This window comes from Aeromicrobium stalagmiti (genome assembly GCF_013283745.1).
Taxonomy (GTDB): Bacteria; Actinomycetota; Actinomycetes; order Propionibacteriales; family Nocardioidaceae; genus Aeromicrobium; species Aeromicrobium stalagmiti.
Map to the genome: position 1 here is coordinate 111,305 of NZ_JABSTZ010000002.1, position 15,024 is coordinate 126,328.

Sequence of the window (15,024 nt, forward strand, 5' to 3'; positions counted from 1 at the left end):
CGGGCCCACCTCCGTAGACTGGCCGCATGCCCCGTCGCCGAGTCGCCCGACCGTCGACACCGCCACTGCGGGCCGCAGCCGAGCAGCAGGAGCACAAGGCGGACGGTGACTGGTACGTCCGCGCGACCCGCGGGTCGTCGACGAAGGACTACCGGTGCCCGGGCTGCTCGCAGCTGATCGGACGTGGGCTCGCGCACCTGGTGGTGTGGCCCGTGGAGAGGGCGCTGCTGAGCGAGGCCGCGATCGACGAGCGACGACACTGGCACACCGCGTGCTGGGCACGCCGCCACTGACCCCGAGGACTGACTGACCCCATGACCGAGAAGATCCGCGGGAACTCCGTGCTGCCGGCGAGGCGCGAGCCCATCACGCTGGAGACCGCCGACGGCCTGTCCCTCGTGGGCGAGCTCGCGCTCCCGCCCGATCGTGATCCCGTCGCGACGATGATCTGCCTGCACCCCCTGCCGACGCACGGCGGCATGATGGACAGCCACCTGTTCCGCAAGGCGTCCTACCGCCTGCCCGCGCTGGCTGGCATCGCCGTCCTGCGGTTCAACACCCGAGGCACCTCGAGCATGCAGGGGACCAGCGACGGGGCGTTCGACAACGGTGTGGGGGAGCGGTTCGACGTCGCGGCCGCGGTCGAGCACGCGGAGTTCGCCGAGCTGCCCCACATCTGGCTCGTCGGGTGGTCGTTCGGCACCGACCTGACCCTGATGTACGGCCTCGAGCCGTCGGTCGAGGGCATCGTGCTGCTGTCACCGCCGCTGCGCTACTCCCGGCCCGAGCACCTGGCCGCCTGGGCCGGGTCGGGACGTGCCGTGACGGCGCTCGTGCCCGAGCACGACGACTACCTGCAGCCGCCGGAGGCCCGCGAGCGGTTCGCGGCGATCCCGCAGGCCGAGGTCATCGGTGTCGATGGTGCCAAGCACCTCTGGGTGGGTGACGCGGAGCGGGCGCTCGACGAGATCACCCGCAAGCTCGCCCCGGGGGTGCCGCTGCCGCTGCCTGACACGTGGGACGGCCCGATGGAACGGGCCGACTCCTCGGCGTACGCCGACCGCACGGTCGCCGCGTTCAGCGACGTGCCCGTGCAGCCGGCGGACTGACTAGCTGGCGTCCTTCGCCTCGGCGGCCTTGTCGTCGGCGTTCGGCTCGTCGACCTCGGCGTCCGGGGTGGCCTTGGCCTGCGGGGCGGCCTTGTCGGCCACCGCGTCGGCGACCGCACCGGGGGCGAAGGTGGCCACGATGTCGCGCAGCTGACCCATCTGGGCCATGATGCCGTCGCGCTTGCGCTGCAGCTCCTCGACCTCGGCCCGCAGCGAGCGGGTCTGCCGCTCGGCCTCGGTGGTGGCGGTCGCCCGGATCTTCTGTGCCTCGGCGTTGGCGCCGGACACGAGCTGGGAGGCCTCGGTCTTGGCGTTGTCGAGCAGCCGGGCAGCGTCGGCGCTCGCGGCGTCGCGGGCCTTGGTGGCCTGCGCCATGATGTCGCGGGCACGGTCGTCGGCGGCCGACGCGCGGGTCTCGGCGTCCTTGACCAGCTTGCCGGTCTGCTCGGTCGCGGAGGCGTGGTTCTCGGACGCCTCGCGGGCGAGCCGCTCCTTCTCCACCGCGAGCACGCGGCGGGCCTCGGTGACCTCGCGGTCGGCCGCGGCGCGGGCCTGCTCGACGTCGCGGGTGGCGCCCAGGCGCATGTTCTGCGAGTCCTGCTCGGCGGCGAGCTTGAGCTGCGCGGCCTCGCGCTCGGCCTGCGCGCGCAGGTCCTCGGTGTGGGCCAGGGCGTCGGCGTGCATGGCCTCGGCGTCCTCGAGCAGCTGCTTGCGCTTCTCCTCGAGCTCGGTGACGGCCTGGCCGCGCATCTCCTCGGCGTCGTGGTGGGCCGCTGCGCGCACCATGGCGGCCTCCTCCTCAGCCTTCTTGACCAGCTCGTCGGCCTCGCGGATGGCGCGGTTGCGCACGTCCTCGGCCTCCTGCTCGGCCAGGCCGAGCAGCTGGGCGGCGTGGTTGCCCAGGCCCGTGTAGGTCGGCTTCTCGACGGCCTCGACGCGGTCCTTGAGCTTCTCGATGATCTCGCGCAGGCTCTCGTTCTCGGCCTGGGACGTCTTCAGGCCCTCGGCCGCGCGCTGGAGCTCGGCGGACTGGGTGCGGACCCAGGCATCGACGGCGTCGCTGTCGTAGCCGCCGCGACGAGCCAGCGGGAACGAGGCGTCGGCCGACTTGTCGGCGGCATCGAAGATGGACAATCCGGGCTGGTCGGACATGCAGATCCCATTCGTGGCGATTGGTCGGTTGGCGAGGCCCACCTTACCTGTCCGAAAAGAGCAGGGGCACGACCGATGTCGGTCGTGCCCTTGCCCGGGACGGATGGCCCAGAAGGCCTCAGATGCCGCGGAAGCGGTTGATCTTGTCGAGGTGGACGGCGCGCTTCTCCTCGTTGCGGACGCCGAGCCCCTCCTCGGGCGCCAGGCACAGCACGCCGACCTTGCCCTGGTGCAGGTTGTGGTGGACGTCGAGCGCGGCCTGGCCGGTCTCCTCCAGCGAGTAGACGCGCGACAGGGTCGGGTGGATCAGGCCCTTGTCGATGAGGCGGTTGGCCTCGAACGCCTCACGGTAGTTGGCGAAGTGCGAGCTCTTGATGTTCTTGAGGTTCATCCACAGGTAGCGGTTGTCGTACTGGTGCATGTAGCCCGACGTCGACGCGCAGGTGATGATCGTGCCGCCCTTGCGGGTCACGTAGACCGAGGCGCCGAACGTCTCGCGACCCGGGTGCTCGAACACGATGTCCGGGTCCTCGCCGCCGGTGAGCTCGCGGATCTTCTTGCCGAAGCGCTGCCACTCCTTGGGGTCCTGGGTGTTCTCGTCCTTCCAGAACTTGTAGCCCTCGGCCGAGCGGTCGATGACGTGCTCGGCGCCGAGCGAGCGCACGATCTCGGCCTTCTCGGGCGACGAGACGACGCACACGGGGATCGCGCCACCGTTGAGGGCGAACTGCGTCGCGTAGGAGCCGAGGCCGCCGGAGGCGCCCCAGATGAGGACGGTGTCGCCCTGCTTCATGTTGGCGCCGTTCTTGGACACCAGCTGGCGGTAGGCGGTCGCGTTGACGAGGCCGGGGCTGGCCGCCTCCTCCCACGTGAGGTGGTCGGGCTTGGGCAGCAGCTGGTTGGACTTGACGATCGCGAGCTGCGCGAGGCCACCGAAGTTGGTCTCGAAGCCCCAGATGCGCTGCTGCGGGTCCATCATCGTGTCGTCGTGGCCGTCAGGGCTCTCGAGCTCGACCGACAGGCAGTGGGCGACGACCTCTGCGCCGGGCGCCCAGGCGTTGACGCCGGGCCCCGTGCGCAGCACGACGCCGGCCAGGTCGGAGCCGACGACGTGGTAGGGCAGGTCGTGGCGCTTGGTGTACTCCGACAGCCGGCCGTAGCGCTCGAGGAAGCTGAACGTCGAGACGGGCTCGAAGATCGAGGTCCACACGGTGTTGTAGTTGATCGCGCTGGCCATGACGGCGACGAGCGCCTCGCCCGGGGCGAGCTCGGGGATCGGTACGTCGTCGAGGTGCAGGCTCTTGCGCGGGTCCTTGTCGCGGCTGGCCAGCCCCTCGAACATGTCGACCTCGTCCTTGTGGACGGTGATGCCCTTGTAGGAGTCGGGAAGGGCGATGGACGCATAGTCCTCGGCGGCGGTGTCGCCGGCGAGGATGGCATCAAGGATCTGCTGCACGAGTGGAACCTCCAGGTTGGTATCCCGGCGATGTTACCGAGCCGTAATCTAAGCCGTCACCCGTCCGCGCTGTGATCCAAGACTCAGTGCGCTGGGGTTGCGGCCGGCTCGACGAGCTCCACCAGCACGCCGCCGGCGTCCTTGGGGTGCACGAAGTTGACCTTGGAGTCCGACGTCCCGCGCTTGGGGGCGTCGTACAGCAGGCGGACGCCACGCTCGCGCAGGATCGCCGACACCGCCTCGATGTCGGCGACGCGGTAGGCCAGCTGCTGGATGCCCTGGCCGTTGCGGGCGATGAACTTGGCGATCGTCGACTCCTCGCTGAGCGGCGCGAGCAACTGGATGCGCGTGTCGGAGTCGCCGACGGCGAGCATCGCCTCGCGGACGCCCTGCTCCTCGTTGACCTCCTCGTGGACCGAGTGGAGGCCGAACGTCGTGGCATAGAACTCGAGCGCGTCGTCCAGGTCGGGGACGGCGATGCCGACGTGGTCGATCGTGAGCAGGAGGTGGTCGGGGACCAGCGGGGTCGTCATGCAGACGAGGGTAGGGCACGACCAGCGAGGTCGAGAGGTGATCCAGCGCACACCGCGGTCTCGCGCAGGTTACCTCTGAGTAAAGTGGCAGAAATGTCTTCGAAGGAGCCTCTCTCATGACCCAGTCCGTCATCATCGCCGGCGCGCGCACCCCGATCGGCCGCCTCCTCGGCGGTCTCAAGACCCTCTCCGGCTCGGACCTTGGCGGTCTGGCCATCAAGGGAGCCCTCGAGAAGGCCGGCGTCAGTGGCGACCAGGTCGACTACGTGATCATGGGCCAGGTGCTGCAGGCCGGCGCCGGTCAGGTTCCCGCCCGCCAGGCTGCGCACAAGGGTGGCATCCCGCTGGGTGTCCCCGCGGTCTCGATCAACAAGGTCTGCCTCTCGGGCATCAACGCGATCGCGCTGGCCGACCAGCTCATCCGCGCAGGCGAGTACGACGTCGTCGTCGCCGGTGGCCAGGAGTCGATGACCCAGGCGCCCCACATGCTGCTGGGCTCGCGCGAGGGCACCAAGTACGGCGACACCAAGCTCGTCGACCACATGGCGGCCGACGGTCTCTGGGACGCGCTGACCGACCAGGCCATGGGCGGCCTGACCGAGCAGATCAACGCCGACCAGCAGAAGTTCACCCGCGAGCAGCAGGACGCGTTCAGCGCCGCGTCGCACCAGAAGGCGGCCGTCGCGCAGAAGAACGGTGTCTTCGACGAGGAGATCGTCCCGGTCGAGATCCCGACCCGCAAGGGTGACCCGATCGTCGTCGCCGCCGACGAGGGCGTGCGGGGCGACACCACGACCGAGTCGCTCGGCAAACTGCGCCCGGCGTTCGACAAGAACGGCACCATCACGGCCGGCTCGGCCAGCCAGATCTCCGACGGCGCCGCCGCGGTGGTCGTCATGAGCAAGGCCAAGGCCGAGGAGCTCGGGCTGTCGTGGATCGCCGAGATCGGCGCCGCCGGCGTCGTCGCGGGCCCCGACTCCAGCCTGCAGAGCCAGCCGGCCAACGCCATCGCGCTGGCGTGCGAGAAGGAGGGCATCACGCCCGCCGACCTCGACCTCGTCGAGATCAACGAGGCCTTCGCGGCCGTGGGCATCGCCTCGACCGCCGAGCTCGGCATCAGCGAGGACATCGTCAACGTCAACGGCGGCGCCATCGCCCTGGGTCACCCGATCGGCGCCAGCGGCGCCCGCATCGCGCTGCACCTCGCGCTCGAGCTGGGACGTCGCGGCGGCGGCATCGGCGCTGCTGCCCTGTGCGGCGGTGGCGGTCAGGGCGATGCGCTGATCATCCGCGTCCCCAAGAAGTAGTCGTCCGCACGGACGAGCCCGACCGATGACGTCAGACAGCCGCGCCACCACGCCCCCGCAACCCGGAGGCGCCCCGAGCGTGGCCGATCTCGTGCAGCAGGCACGTGACGGCCAGCCTCGGGCGGTGGCGCGGCTGATCTCGTTGGTCGAGGACCGGTCGCCGTCGTTGCGCGAGGTGAGTGCCGCACTGACGCCGCTCGTCGGCGGTGCTCACGTCGTGGGCATCACCGGCTCGCCCGGCGTCGGCAAGTCGACCTCGACGTCCGCGCTCGTCACCGCGCTGCGCGCGCAGGGGCAGCGCGTGGGAGTGCTGGCGGTCGACCCGTCGTCCCCGTTCTCCGGTGGTGCCCTGCTCGGTGACCGGATCCGCATGCAGGACCACGCCCTCGACGAGGGCGTCTACATCCGGTCGATGGCCAGTCGCGGTCACCTCGGCGGGCTGTCGGCCACGGCGCCCCAGGCCCTGCGGGTGCTGGACGCTGCCGGCTGCGACGTCGTCCTGGTCGAGACGGTGGGAGTCGGTCAGTCCGAGGTCGAGATCGCGGGCCTCGCCGACACGACGCTCGTGCTGCTCGCGCCCGGCATGGGCGACGGCATCCAGGCGGCCAAGGCCGGCATCCTCGAGATCGGCGACGTGTTCGTCGTCAACAAGGCCGACCGCGACGGTGCGGTCTCGACGCGGCGCGAGCTGCGCTCTGTCATCGCGATGACCGACCGCGCCGACGGCTCGTGGACGCCCCCGATCCTCCTGACGACGGCCACGACGGGGGAGGGCGTCCCCGAGGTCGTCGAGCAGATCCTCGCCCACCGTGCCCACCTGCAGGACTCGGGCGAGCTGGAACGACGTCGCCTGGCCCGCACCCGTCGCGAGATCGAGGCCCTCGCGCTCACCCAGGTGCGGTCGCGGTTCGCCCACCTGTCGGGCGACACCCGGCTCGACACCCTGGCCGCGCAGGTCCTGGCCGGGCAGACTGATCCCTTCGCGGCGGCGGACACGCTCGTCGAGCACCTGTGACCCGTCGGCGCGCCTGCAGGGATTCGTCAGCTTCGGTCGACACAATGGGACCGTGTTGAAGAAGGTCATCGCGCTATTCGTCGTGGGGTTCATCATCTATTACCTGTTGAACACGCCCGCGAACGCCGCAGACGTCGTCAGTGATGCTGCCGGCGGGATCATGGACGCCTTCAGCCAGGTCGGCGTCTTCTTCAACGAGCTCGTCGCCTAGGGCATCGACATGATCCGGGCGCTGCTCGATCGTCTGCCCGAACAGGATGTCGACCGACACCTCCTCGCCGACGAGGGCGAGATCGTCATCGACCTCGTGCGTCACCACTACATCGTCTTCTGGCGTCCGGTCGCCGAGGCGCTGGGCGGTGTCCTCTCGCTGCTGCTGGCCTTCGTCGGACCGATCAGCCTCGGCTGGTTCTTCATCATCGTGTTCCTCGGGCTGACGCTGCACGCGCTCTACCTCACGGCTCGTGAGCACCGCGACATCTTCGTCATCACCAACATGCGGGTGTTCCGCATGACGGGCGTCTTCTCGGTGCGCATCGCAACGATGCCGATCACCCGCATCCTCGACATCACGGTCGAGAAGCCGCTGCTCGGCCGCATGATCGGCTACGGGCACTTCATCTTCGAGTCCGCGGCGCAGGCACAGGGGCTGCGACACATCCGGTTCATCGGCGACCCCGATGCCCGTGACCTGACGATCCAGCGCGTGATCCAGCGCTCCGGCCTGCGTGGCAAGACGATGGAGCAGCGCCTGATGGATGGCAACTGACCGCTCCGGGCCCTCCTTCCTACAATGGGGGCATGACGTTCTCGCGCCCCGGTGCCATCGACCTCTCTGCACTGAAGCAGCCCGCCGCACGACCGACCCCGGCCCCTGGTCCGGGCGGCGGATCCTACGCCGTCGACATCGACGAGACGACGTTCCAGACCGTCGCGCTCGAGGGCTCCATGTCGTACGTCGTGGTGCTCGGTCTCTGGTCGTCACGGGCGCCTCAGGGGGCCGCCTTCAACGACACCCTCGGATCGGTCGTCGACTCCTACGCCGGCCAGATCATGCTCGCGCGGGTCGACGTCGACGCCAGCCCCCAGATCGCCCAGGCGCTCAACGTGCAGGGCGTCCCCTACGTCGCCGGTCTGGTCAAGGGCCAGCCCGTCCCGCTCTTCCAGGGCACGGTCGACGAGACCGAGATGCGTCGCTACTTCGACGAGCTCGTCCGCATCGCCGCCGAGAACGGCCTCACCGGCCGGGCCCAGCCCGTCGGGGGAGCGCCCGCCGCGAGCGAGCCGGCCGAGGAGCCGGAGGACCCGCGCTTCGCAGCCGCCGAGGAGGCGTTCATGGCGAGCGACTTCGAGACGGCGGTAGCCGAGTACGAGAAGCTGCGCGTGCAGTACCCCGCCGACGTCGAGGTCGCTGAGCGCCTCGCCCGGGTCAAGTGGCTGTCGCGCACCAAGGGTGCCGACCTGCAGGCGGCCCGCAGGGCCGCGGCCGACGATCCCGACGACGTGCCGGCGCAGATGCTGGTCGCCGACCTCGACATCAGCGGCGGCAACGTCGAGGACGCCTTCCTGCGGCTGATCGACCTGGTCAAGCGCACCTCCGGCGACGAGCGCGAGGCCATCCGCGAGCGGCTTCTCGAGCTCTTCACGGTCGTCGGCATCGCCGACCCCGTCGTCATGTCGGCCCGACGGTCGCTCGCGACCGCCCTGTTCTAGGAGACGCCCCCGGGACCGGCCCGGACGACCCGTCTGACAACCGGCCCGAACTGACGGTCTGGGGCGGTCGGGACAGGTAGGGTCAGGGCGGCGTCACCACCGGTGGGACGTGAGAGGGAGCGGTCAGATGCGGACGAGGTGGGGCTGGGCGTTGTCCGGTCTCGGCGTGCTCGTCGCACTCCTCGGGGCGGCCGTCATGGTCGTCCTCGGGCCCGACAGCCGCTTCTCCACCGGACCTCACGCGATCGAGACCGATGACACCGCCGTCGTCACGACGCCCCGGGTCATCAGCTGGGCCGACGTGCAGGTCGACGTCCTGGCCGAGGTGCCCGTCCGCAAGCCCGTCTTCGTCGGGCTGGCCAACTCCGTCGACATCCGCGACTACGTCTCCAAGACCAAGCGGCTCGAGATCACGAAGTTCCGGCGCCCGTGGACGATCTCGACCCGCGCCGTCGAGGGCAACAGCAACCTGCCCGGCGCCCCGACAGCCCTCGACTGGTGGATCGCCAGCTCGGCGGGGCTCGGCGGCGCCTCGATCAGCACACAGCTGCCTGACCAGTCGGTCTCGCTCGCGATCTTGTCGGTGGGCTCCTCCAACCTCTCGGGGCTGCAGGTCAGCGTGGCCTATGGCGTCAAGGGCGGCTTCGCGAAGGGGGCCGGGCTGCTGCTGCTCGGGGTCGCGCTGGTCTGGGTCGGTGTCCTGGTGCGTCGAGACCGAGGCTGGGTCGACGAGGACGACGAGGACGACCTCGACGACGAGGTCGTCGAGGAGGTCGTCTACGTCTATGTCGACGACGACGGTGTCGAGCACGAGATCTCTGCGGAGGAGGCCGAGACCTTCGAGGTCGTCGAGGAAGTCGTCGAGGTCGATGACGCCGACGTCGAGGTCGACGATGCGGAGGCCGCCGACGAGCCGGAGCCAGAGCCCGAGCCGGAGGCCGAGCCTGAGCCTGAGTCGCCCGACGACTCCCGGGAGGCCGAGCTCGTCGCACCGGCCAGGAGCGTCCCACCGGTGCCGGGCATCCTGACCGCAGCCGACATCGCCGCCGGTGCCGAGCCTGCGTCCGAGCCCGAGCCCGAGCCCGAGCCCGAGCCCGAGCCCGAGCCCGACCCCGACCCCGACCCCGACCCCGACCGCGTCGTCTACGTCTACGTCGACGAGGACGGGGTGGAGCACGAGGTGAGCGAGGACGAGCTCGCCGAGTTCGAGGTCGTCGACGAGGAGGACGAGACATGAGGCGACACCTGCGCGTGCTGCTCGTCGCGACCTGCTCGCTGGCGCTCGCTGCCTGTGCCGTCCCGCACCACCGCGGTGACGCCAAGGTCGAGAAGACCGCCGCTCGCACCGCCGAGGTCACCCAGATCTTCGACCGCTACCGCGAGGTGCGCAACACCGCGATCGAGCTGCTCGACGCCAAGCCGCTGTCGACGGTCGAGACGGGGGCCGTCCTGGCGATCGACTCGGGCTCGTTCGAGGTGTCGCAGCGCCTGGCCAAGACGCAGCAGACCGACACGACCGCCGTCGACGTCACCGACGTCCTGACCCCACGTTTCGGCTCCTATCCCTTGTGGTTCTTCGCGGTCGTGCGCGAACGGGGCTCGGACGTCAACCGGGTGCAGATCTTCGAGCGGGCCTCGTCGGTCGACCCGTGGCTGCTGAGCGCGAGCCCCGAGACCCTCGTCGACACCGAGCTGCCGGAGATCCGGCGCGAGTCCGGTGCACCGGTGACGGTCAAGGCGCGGGACGGCGTCGGCATGGCGATGTCGGCCCAGGATGCGGCGGTCGCCTATGCGAAGGTGCTCGCCGATCCGGAGTCCGACGAGGCCGGTCAGATCGAGGACGACTCGTTCATCAAGCAGATGCGGTCGACCGCGGCCACCAACGGCGGGCTGAAGGGCGTGACGTTCTCCCAGACCTGGGTGGCCGACGACGTGAAGTACGCGCTGCGGACCAGCGACGGCGGCGCCCTGGCGTTCGTCACGCTGCTGCGGTCGGACACCTACGAGGTCGGGGACGGCCTGACGATCACCTGGCCCGAGGGCACGCCGCAGCAGGCGTTCCTCGCATCGGGCATCGCCGGCTCGGGCAAGCTCAACTACTACCACCAGGTGCTGCTCTACATCCCCGGCGGCAGCGGCAAGCCGCGGGCGCTGGGTCAGTACGGCGGGGTGGTCAGCGCGGACGCCGACCGCACGGCGACGGGCTGAGGCCTACTCCGCGGCCTTCGGCGCCTCGCGGTAGGACGGCAGGCCGCCGGTCTCGACGGCCTCGAGCAGCTCGATCGCCGCGGCCGCCCCTCGCTCGCGGATCGTGTCGGGGTCGCACCACCTGACCGACTTGATCTCGGTCGGCTGCAGGGTCATGCCCTCGGTGATCGAGCTGTCGACGACACCGAGGTCGAACAAGAAGATGCACGCGTCGTCCCACCCGCGCCAGGCCGGCAGCCAGTTGACGGTGAGCAGCCCGCGGACCTCGACCGTGATACCGAGCTCCTCCTCGAGCTCACGGACCAGGCCGAGCGCAGGGGCCTCGCCGACCTCGACGACGCCGCCGGGCAGGTCCCACTCGTTCTTGTAGGTCAGCTCGCACAGCAGGACGCGTCCCTGCTCGTCGCGCACCAGCCCCTGGCTGATGACCCGCTTGGTCGGCAGGCCGGCGTTGAGGATCGCGATGAAGCCGTCGCGGCTGTGGGCCGGGGGATCGTCGACGAGACGCGCCATGAGCACCTGGTCGGGGGACTCGCCCGCGATGCGGATGATGCCCTCGCGGCGCAGGCCACCGATCGAGGCGGCACGGATGTCGCCGGTGTCGTCGACCGGGAGACGCACCTCGACGCGGCCGACCTCGAGCGCCGTGAAGGCGTGGTCGATCGCGAGTCGCAGGGCCCGGGCGACCACGAAGGGCTGCAGCCGCGAGTTCCACCGGATCGACGCGGCCTGGGTGTCCTCGCGCCGCAGGGCGACGGTGCCGACCCGTTCATCGGCGAGGACGATCGCGAAGCCGGTGAACTCGTCGGAGCCCGAGGTGGGCTCGAGGGAGAGGTCGTCGTCTCGCAGGGTGACCGTCATGTGATCAGGTTATCGGGCCGACGCAGGTCGGGCAGATCTCGTCCGCCGACGCCGGGCCGGCCCGGCGTACGCTCGTGCCGTGAGCGAGCAACGGGCGATCGCCGCCGTGGCGGCCAGCGGCATCGCGTACGAGGTCACCCGCCACGGGCCGGTGTCGTCCCTGGTCGAGGCCGCTGCTGCGCGCGGCGTCGAGCCCCGCCAGATCGTCAAGACCCTGGTGGTGCGGCGGGCGGACGACGACTTCGTCCTCGTCCTGGTGCCGGGTGACCGGACGTTCTCGTGGCCCAAGCTCCGGGCGCTGCTCGGCACCTCGCGCCTGTCGATGCCGGACCCGGCCGGCGCGCAGGCCGCGACGGGCTACGAGCGCGGCACGATCACCCCGTTCGGCTCCACGACCGCGTGGCCCGTGATCGCCGACTCGCTCGTCACCGGTCGCGTGTCGCTGGGCGGCGGCGCCCACGGCGTCGCGATCACGGCCGATGCTGGTGACGTGATCCGGGTGCTCGACGCCCGGGTCGCCGACATCTCCGACGACGGATAGACCAGCTGACGGACAAGATCAGCCGACGGGCCCGTCGCCGAGCGTCATGGTCTCGGTGTGCGCCTGTCCCGCCGTGTCGGTCCAGGCGACCGTGACGCGGTCGCCGACCGCGAGCCCGGCGACGGCCTCCGACAGGGCGTCGGCGGACGTGACGGGGCTGCCGTTGAACGAGGTGATCGTGCTGCCGGCGGTGAGCCCGGCGGACGCGGCGGGGGAGTCGTCGACGACGCCGGCGACGAGCGCGCCGGTGACCTCGGACGAGAGCTGCACGCCGAGATAGCCGTGGTTGCCGATCTGCACGGTGGCGGACGCGGTGCCCGACTCGATCTGGTCGGCGATGGCGAGCGCCTGCGAGATGGGGACGGCGTAGCCGGTCACGTCGGCCGAGCCGCTGGTCGCCGCGGTGTTCATGCCGACGACCTCGCCGTCCTCGTCGTAGAGGGCTCCTCCGGAGTCACCCGAGATGATGTCGGCGTCGACCTGGATGAGGCCGCTGAGCCGCGACGACGCACCGCCCTGCTCGTCCGACACCGTGATCGACTGGTCGAGAGCGACGACAGTGCCCGCCGCTGCGCTGGCCGCCCCGCCGTCGCCGTTGGCGTTGCCCACGCCGGTGACGTCGTCGCCGACCGCGACGGCTCCGGTGGCGTCGGTCGTGACGGGGGTGAGCCCCGAGGCGCCCTCGAGCTGCAGCACCGCGACGTCGTGCGTGCTGTCGTAGCCGACGACGTCCGCGGTGTAGGTCTGCCCGGTCGAGACGACCTCGACCTCGATGGCCGTCGCACCCTCGACGACGTGGTGGTTGGTGAGGATCTCACCGTCCGACGTCAGCACCATGCCGGTGCCGGCGGCCTGTCCGGTCCCGTAGTCGAGCGTCGTCGTGATGTAGACGAGTCCGACCTCCTGGGCGGCGGTGGCGTCGACCGCCTCGGTTTCGGTGCCCTGGGACCGTGTCGCGGCCGGTGGTCCGAACGTCCCGCCGTAGGTGCCGCCATAGCCTCCGGCGTACGGCTGCTGGACGCTCGACGGCCGCTGCACGTCGGTCGTCACCGCCGACGCACCGGACGACGTGGCGTAGCCGATGCCGGTCAGTCCGACGGCGCTCGCGGCAATGCCGGCGAGGACGAGACGACCGCGCGGACGGCGGGGGACGAGGGTGGTGTGCTGGGTCATGGGGGAGCCTCCTGGGGTGCTGGTGACTCCAGACAAGTCGTCCTTCTTGGGCGCAGGCTGTGAGCCGCCCGGGAGGCGGATAGGACGTCGAACCGGACGGATGGAGTACCCGTCGGCTGTGACCTGTGCCACGATGCCACGGTGGAACTCGAGAACATCCTGTGGATGCTGGTCGCCCTCGCGGGTGTGGTGGTGCTGCTGACGAGGCTGCGGCTGCACGCCAACGAGGCCCAGGCCGGGCATGCCCAGATCTCCGACGGGCTGGTCAACGCTCACACCGTCGTCGGCGTCGTGACCCTCGCGGTCGCGGGCTACTACCTGTCGTCACCCAGCGACGGCCTCGGCTACGCGGCCGCGGGAGTCTGGTGGATCGAGGCGATCATCGGGCTGCTCATCCTGGCGCGCTGGCTGCCCGGGGGAGGGCGGCACGCCGCCGACGCCACCGACGACAGCTGGGCCCAGGGCCCGTTCCTGTCGATCCTCGGCCACGTCGGCATGGTGCTCGGCGTCGCGTTCTTCTCGTACTGCGTGCTCGCCGGCAAGATCGGCTGAGCCATCGGCCCCTCCGGCCGCCCGCCCGCTCGACGTGTCGCGTGACGACGGCCCCTATGCTCGGGGCGACGGCGCTCGCCGCGGGCGTCGATGAGCTTTCAGGAGGACATCGTGGGCGAGTTCGTACGACTCGAGGTCAGCGACGGCGTGGGCACGATCCGGCTCGACCGGCCGAAGATGAACGCCCTCAGCGCGCAGGTCCAGGACGAGCTGTCCGCGGTGGCGCAGGAGGCCGACTCACGCGACGACGTCGCCGCCGTCGTCGTCTACGGCGGTGAGCGGGTCTTCGCGGCCGGCGCCGACGTCAAGGAGATGGCGGCGATGTCGTACGGCGACATGGTCAGGCGAGGCCACTTCCTGCAGGCGTTCACGCGCGACCTGGCGGCTATCGGCAAGCCCACGGTGTCGGCCATCACCGGCTTCGCCCTCGGGGGTGGCTGCGAGGTCGCGATGGCGACCGACCTGAGGTTCGCTGCCGACAACGCCAAGCTCGGCCAGCCCGAGATCCTGCTCGGCATCATCCCCGGAGCAGGCGGAACGCAGCGGCTGACCCGCCTGGTCGGACCGGCCAAGGCCAAGGAGCTGATCTTCTCGGGCCGCTTCGTCGATGCCCAGGAGGCGCTCGCGATCGGCCTGGTCGACCAGGTGCACCCGGCCGACGAGGTCTATGCCAAGGCCGTCGAGTGGGCCTCGCAGTTCGTCGGCGGACCCGCGCTCGCGCTCCGTGCCGCCAAGAACGCCGTCGACCGCGGCATCGAGGTCGATCTGCAGACCGGCCTCGACATCGAGCGGGCGGAGTTCACCAGCCTCTTCGCGACGGACGACCGCCAGGCCGGCATGGACTCGTTCGTCGAGAACGGGCCGGGCAAGGCGACGTTCAGCGGCAGCTGAGGCTCGCCTGCGTCAGGCGCGTCGGTCGGTGACCGTGCTGCCGTCCGGGTCGACACCGCCCGCGGGCGGTGTGTCGACCGGCGCGGCGTGCGCAGGCGCTGCTGCCGAGGGCGCCGCCGGCTCCTCGGTGGCCGTGCGGTCGACGTGGGAGCCCGTCGCGACGTCCCCGGTCACGTCGGGGTCGATGCGATCGGCCTCGGCGAGCCGCTCCTCCACCGCTCCACGGGCACGAGCGGCCTCGCGCTCGCGCTCGGTCGCGGCCTGGTCGAGCTGCTCGGCCTCCACGCGGGCCTGCTCGGCCTCGGCACGGATGGTCGAGGCGTCGGCCTCCTTGCGGCGGGCCTCGACCTCGACGCCCCTGGCCTCCTCGCGCAGGCCGGCTGCCTGGTCGCGGCGTGCGACGGTCTTGCGCACCCGTGCTCGTCTCGAGGCCGCGACCCCCAGCACGATCACCGCGACCACGGCGATGGCGATCAGGGCCCAGACCCACCAGTCGATGTCGGACATGTCGTC

Annotated in this window: 18 protein-coding genes; 12 read left to right on the forward strand and 6 right to left on the reverse strand. The window is 70.8% G+C overall.

The features are described 5' to 3' along the window. Nucleotides 1–26: 26 nt before the first annotated feature. Nucleotides 27–293, forward strand: a complete 267-nt coding sequence (locus HQK15_RS09620; protein WP_173491258.1) for an Rv1322 family protein — start codon at nt 27–29, stop codon at nt 291–293. Nucleotides 294–314: 21 nt separating this feature from the next. Then, the gene (locus HQK15_RS09625; RefSeq protein WP_173491259.1) at nt 315–1,109 is read left to right on the forward strand and encodes an alpha/beta hydrolase; all 795 of its coding nucleotides are present in this window, start codon (nt 315–317) and stop codon (nt 1,107–1,109) included. On the opposite strand, the gene HQK15_RS09630 is transcribed toward HQK15_RS09625, so the two are convergent. From HQK15_RS09630 to mce, 3 genes are all read right to left on the reverse strand, one after another. Then, nucleotides 1,110–2,261, reverse strand: a complete 1,152-nt coding sequence (locus HQK15_RS09630) for a coiled-coil domain-containing protein (protein ID WP_173491260.1) — start codon at nt 2,259–2,261, stop codon at nt 1,110–1,112. It lies immediately after the preceding gene. Between the two features lie 118 nt (nt 2,262–2,379). Continuing rightward, nucleotides 2,380–3,717, reverse strand: coding sequence for a crotonyl-CoA carboxylase/reductase (gene ccrA / locus HQK15_RS09635; protein WP_173491261.1), 1,338 nt, complete (start codon nt 3,715–3,717; stop codon nt 2,380–2,382). 83 nt (nt 3,718–3,800) lie between these two features. Next, the gene (gene mce / locus HQK15_RS09640; RefSeq protein ID WP_173491262.1) at nt 3,801–4,250 is read right to left on the reverse strand and encodes a methylmalonyl-CoA epimerase; all 450 of its coding nucleotides are present in this window, start codon (nt 4,248–4,250) and stop codon (nt 3,801–3,803) included. Nucleotides 4,251–4,366: 116 nt separating this feature from the next. Between mce and HQK15_RS09645 the strand changes: the two genes are divergently transcribed. The 7 genes from HQK15_RS09645 (at nt 4,367) to HQK15_RS09675 (ending at nt 10,493) form a co-directional block, all read left to right on the forward strand. Beyond that, on the forward strand, nt 4,367–5,557 hold the full coding sequence (locus HQK15_RS09645; RefSeq protein WP_173491263.1) for an acetyl-CoA C-acetyltransferase: 1,191 nt from the start codon (nt 4,367–4,369) through the stop codon (nt 5,555–5,557). 25 nt (nt 5,558–5,582) lie between these two features. Further along, a complete protein-coding gene (gene meaB, locus HQK15_RS09650) occupies nt 5,583–6,572 on the forward strand; it encodes a methylmalonyl Co-A mutase-associated GTPase MeaB (protein WP_173491264.1) in 990 nt (329 codons plus the stop codon). Between the two features lie 52 nt (nt 6,573–6,624). Next, nucleotides 6,625–6,783 carry a hypothetical protein gene (locus HQK15_RS09655; RefSeq protein WP_173491265.1) on the forward strand — a complete coding sequence of 53 codons (159 nt, stop codon included), beginning with the start codon at nt 6,625–6,627 and terminating at the stop codon, nt 6,781–6,783. A gap of 9 nt (nt 6,784–6,792) precedes the next feature. Beyond that, nucleotides 6,793–7,341 (forward strand): PH domain-containing protein, encoded by a 549-nt coding sequence (locus tag HQK15_RS09660; RefSeq protein ID WP_173491266.1) that lies wholly within the window; start codon nt 6,793–6,795, stop codon nt 7,339–7,341. Nucleotides 7,342–7,373: 32 nt separating this feature from the next. Then, on the forward strand, nt 7,374–8,285 hold the full coding sequence (locus HQK15_RS09665; protein ID WP_173491267.1) for a tetratricopeptide repeat protein: 912 nt from the start codon (nt 7,374–7,376) through the stop codon (nt 8,283–8,285). Between the two features lie 166 nt (nt 8,286–8,451). After that, nucleotides 8,452–9,522, forward strand: coding sequence for a hypothetical protein (locus tag HQK15_RS09670; protein WP_173491268.1), 1,071 nt, complete (start codon nt 8,452–8,454; stop codon nt 9,520–9,522). Next, nucleotides 9,519–10,493, forward strand: coding sequence for a DUF8094 domain-containing protein (locus HQK15_RS09675; protein ID WP_173491269.1), 975 nt, complete (start codon nt 9,519–9,521; stop codon nt 10,491–10,493). The genes HQK15_RS09670 and HQK15_RS09675 overlap by 4 nt, the downstream gene beginning before the upstream one ends. A 3-nt stretch (nt 10,494–10,496) precedes the next feature. On the opposite strand, the gene HQK15_RS18295 is transcribed toward HQK15_RS09675, so the two are convergent. Beyond that, on the reverse strand, nt 10,497–11,354 hold the full coding sequence (locus HQK15_RS18295) for an NUDIX hydrolase (protein ID WP_217361573.1): 858 nt from the start codon (nt 11,352–11,354) through the stop codon (nt 10,497–10,499). Between the two features lie 79 nt (nt 11,355–11,433). On the opposite strand from HQK15_RS18295, the gene HQK15_RS09685 reads away from it, so the two are divergent. Beyond that, nucleotides 11,434–11,895, forward strand: coding sequence for an aminoacyl-tRNA deacylase (locus HQK15_RS09685; RefSeq protein WP_173491270.1), 462 nt, complete (start codon nt 11,434–11,436; stop codon nt 11,893–11,895). An 18-nt stretch (nt 11,896–11,913) separates the two neighbouring features. Here the strand turns inward: HQK15_RS09685 and HQK15_RS09690 are convergent, their stop codons facing one another. After that, nucleotides 11,914–13,068 carry a S1C family serine protease gene (locus tag HQK15_RS09690; RefSeq protein WP_173491271.1) on the reverse strand — a complete coding sequence of 385 codons (1,155 nt, stop codon included), beginning with the start codon at nt 13,066–13,068 and terminating at the stop codon, nt 11,914–11,916. A 141-nt stretch (nt 13,069–13,209) separates the two neighbouring features. Between HQK15_RS09690 and HQK15_RS09695 the strand changes: the two genes are divergently transcribed. Together HQK15_RS09695 and HQK15_RS09700 are read left to right on the forward strand one after the other, a co-directional pair. Beyond that, nucleotides 13,210–13,620, forward strand: coding sequence for a hypothetical protein (locus tag HQK15_RS09695; RefSeq protein WP_173491272.1), 411 nt, complete (start codon nt 13,210–13,212; stop codon nt 13,618–13,620). A 111-nt stretch (nt 13,621–13,731) separates the two neighbouring features. Then, nucleotides 13,732–14,511 carry an enoyl-CoA hydratase/isomerase family protein gene (locus HQK15_RS09700; RefSeq protein ID WP_173491273.1) on the forward strand — a complete coding sequence of 260 codons (780 nt, stop codon included), beginning with the start codon at nt 13,732–13,734 and terminating at the stop codon, nt 14,509–14,511. Between the two features lie 12 nt (nt 14,512–14,523). On the opposite strand, the gene HQK15_RS09705 is transcribed toward HQK15_RS09700, so the two are convergent. After that, nucleotides 14,524–15,018, reverse strand: coding sequence for a hypothetical protein (locus HQK15_RS09705; protein ID WP_173491274.1), 495 nt, complete (start codon nt 15,016–15,018; stop codon nt 14,524–14,526). Nucleotides 15,019–15,024: the final 6 nt, after the last annotated feature.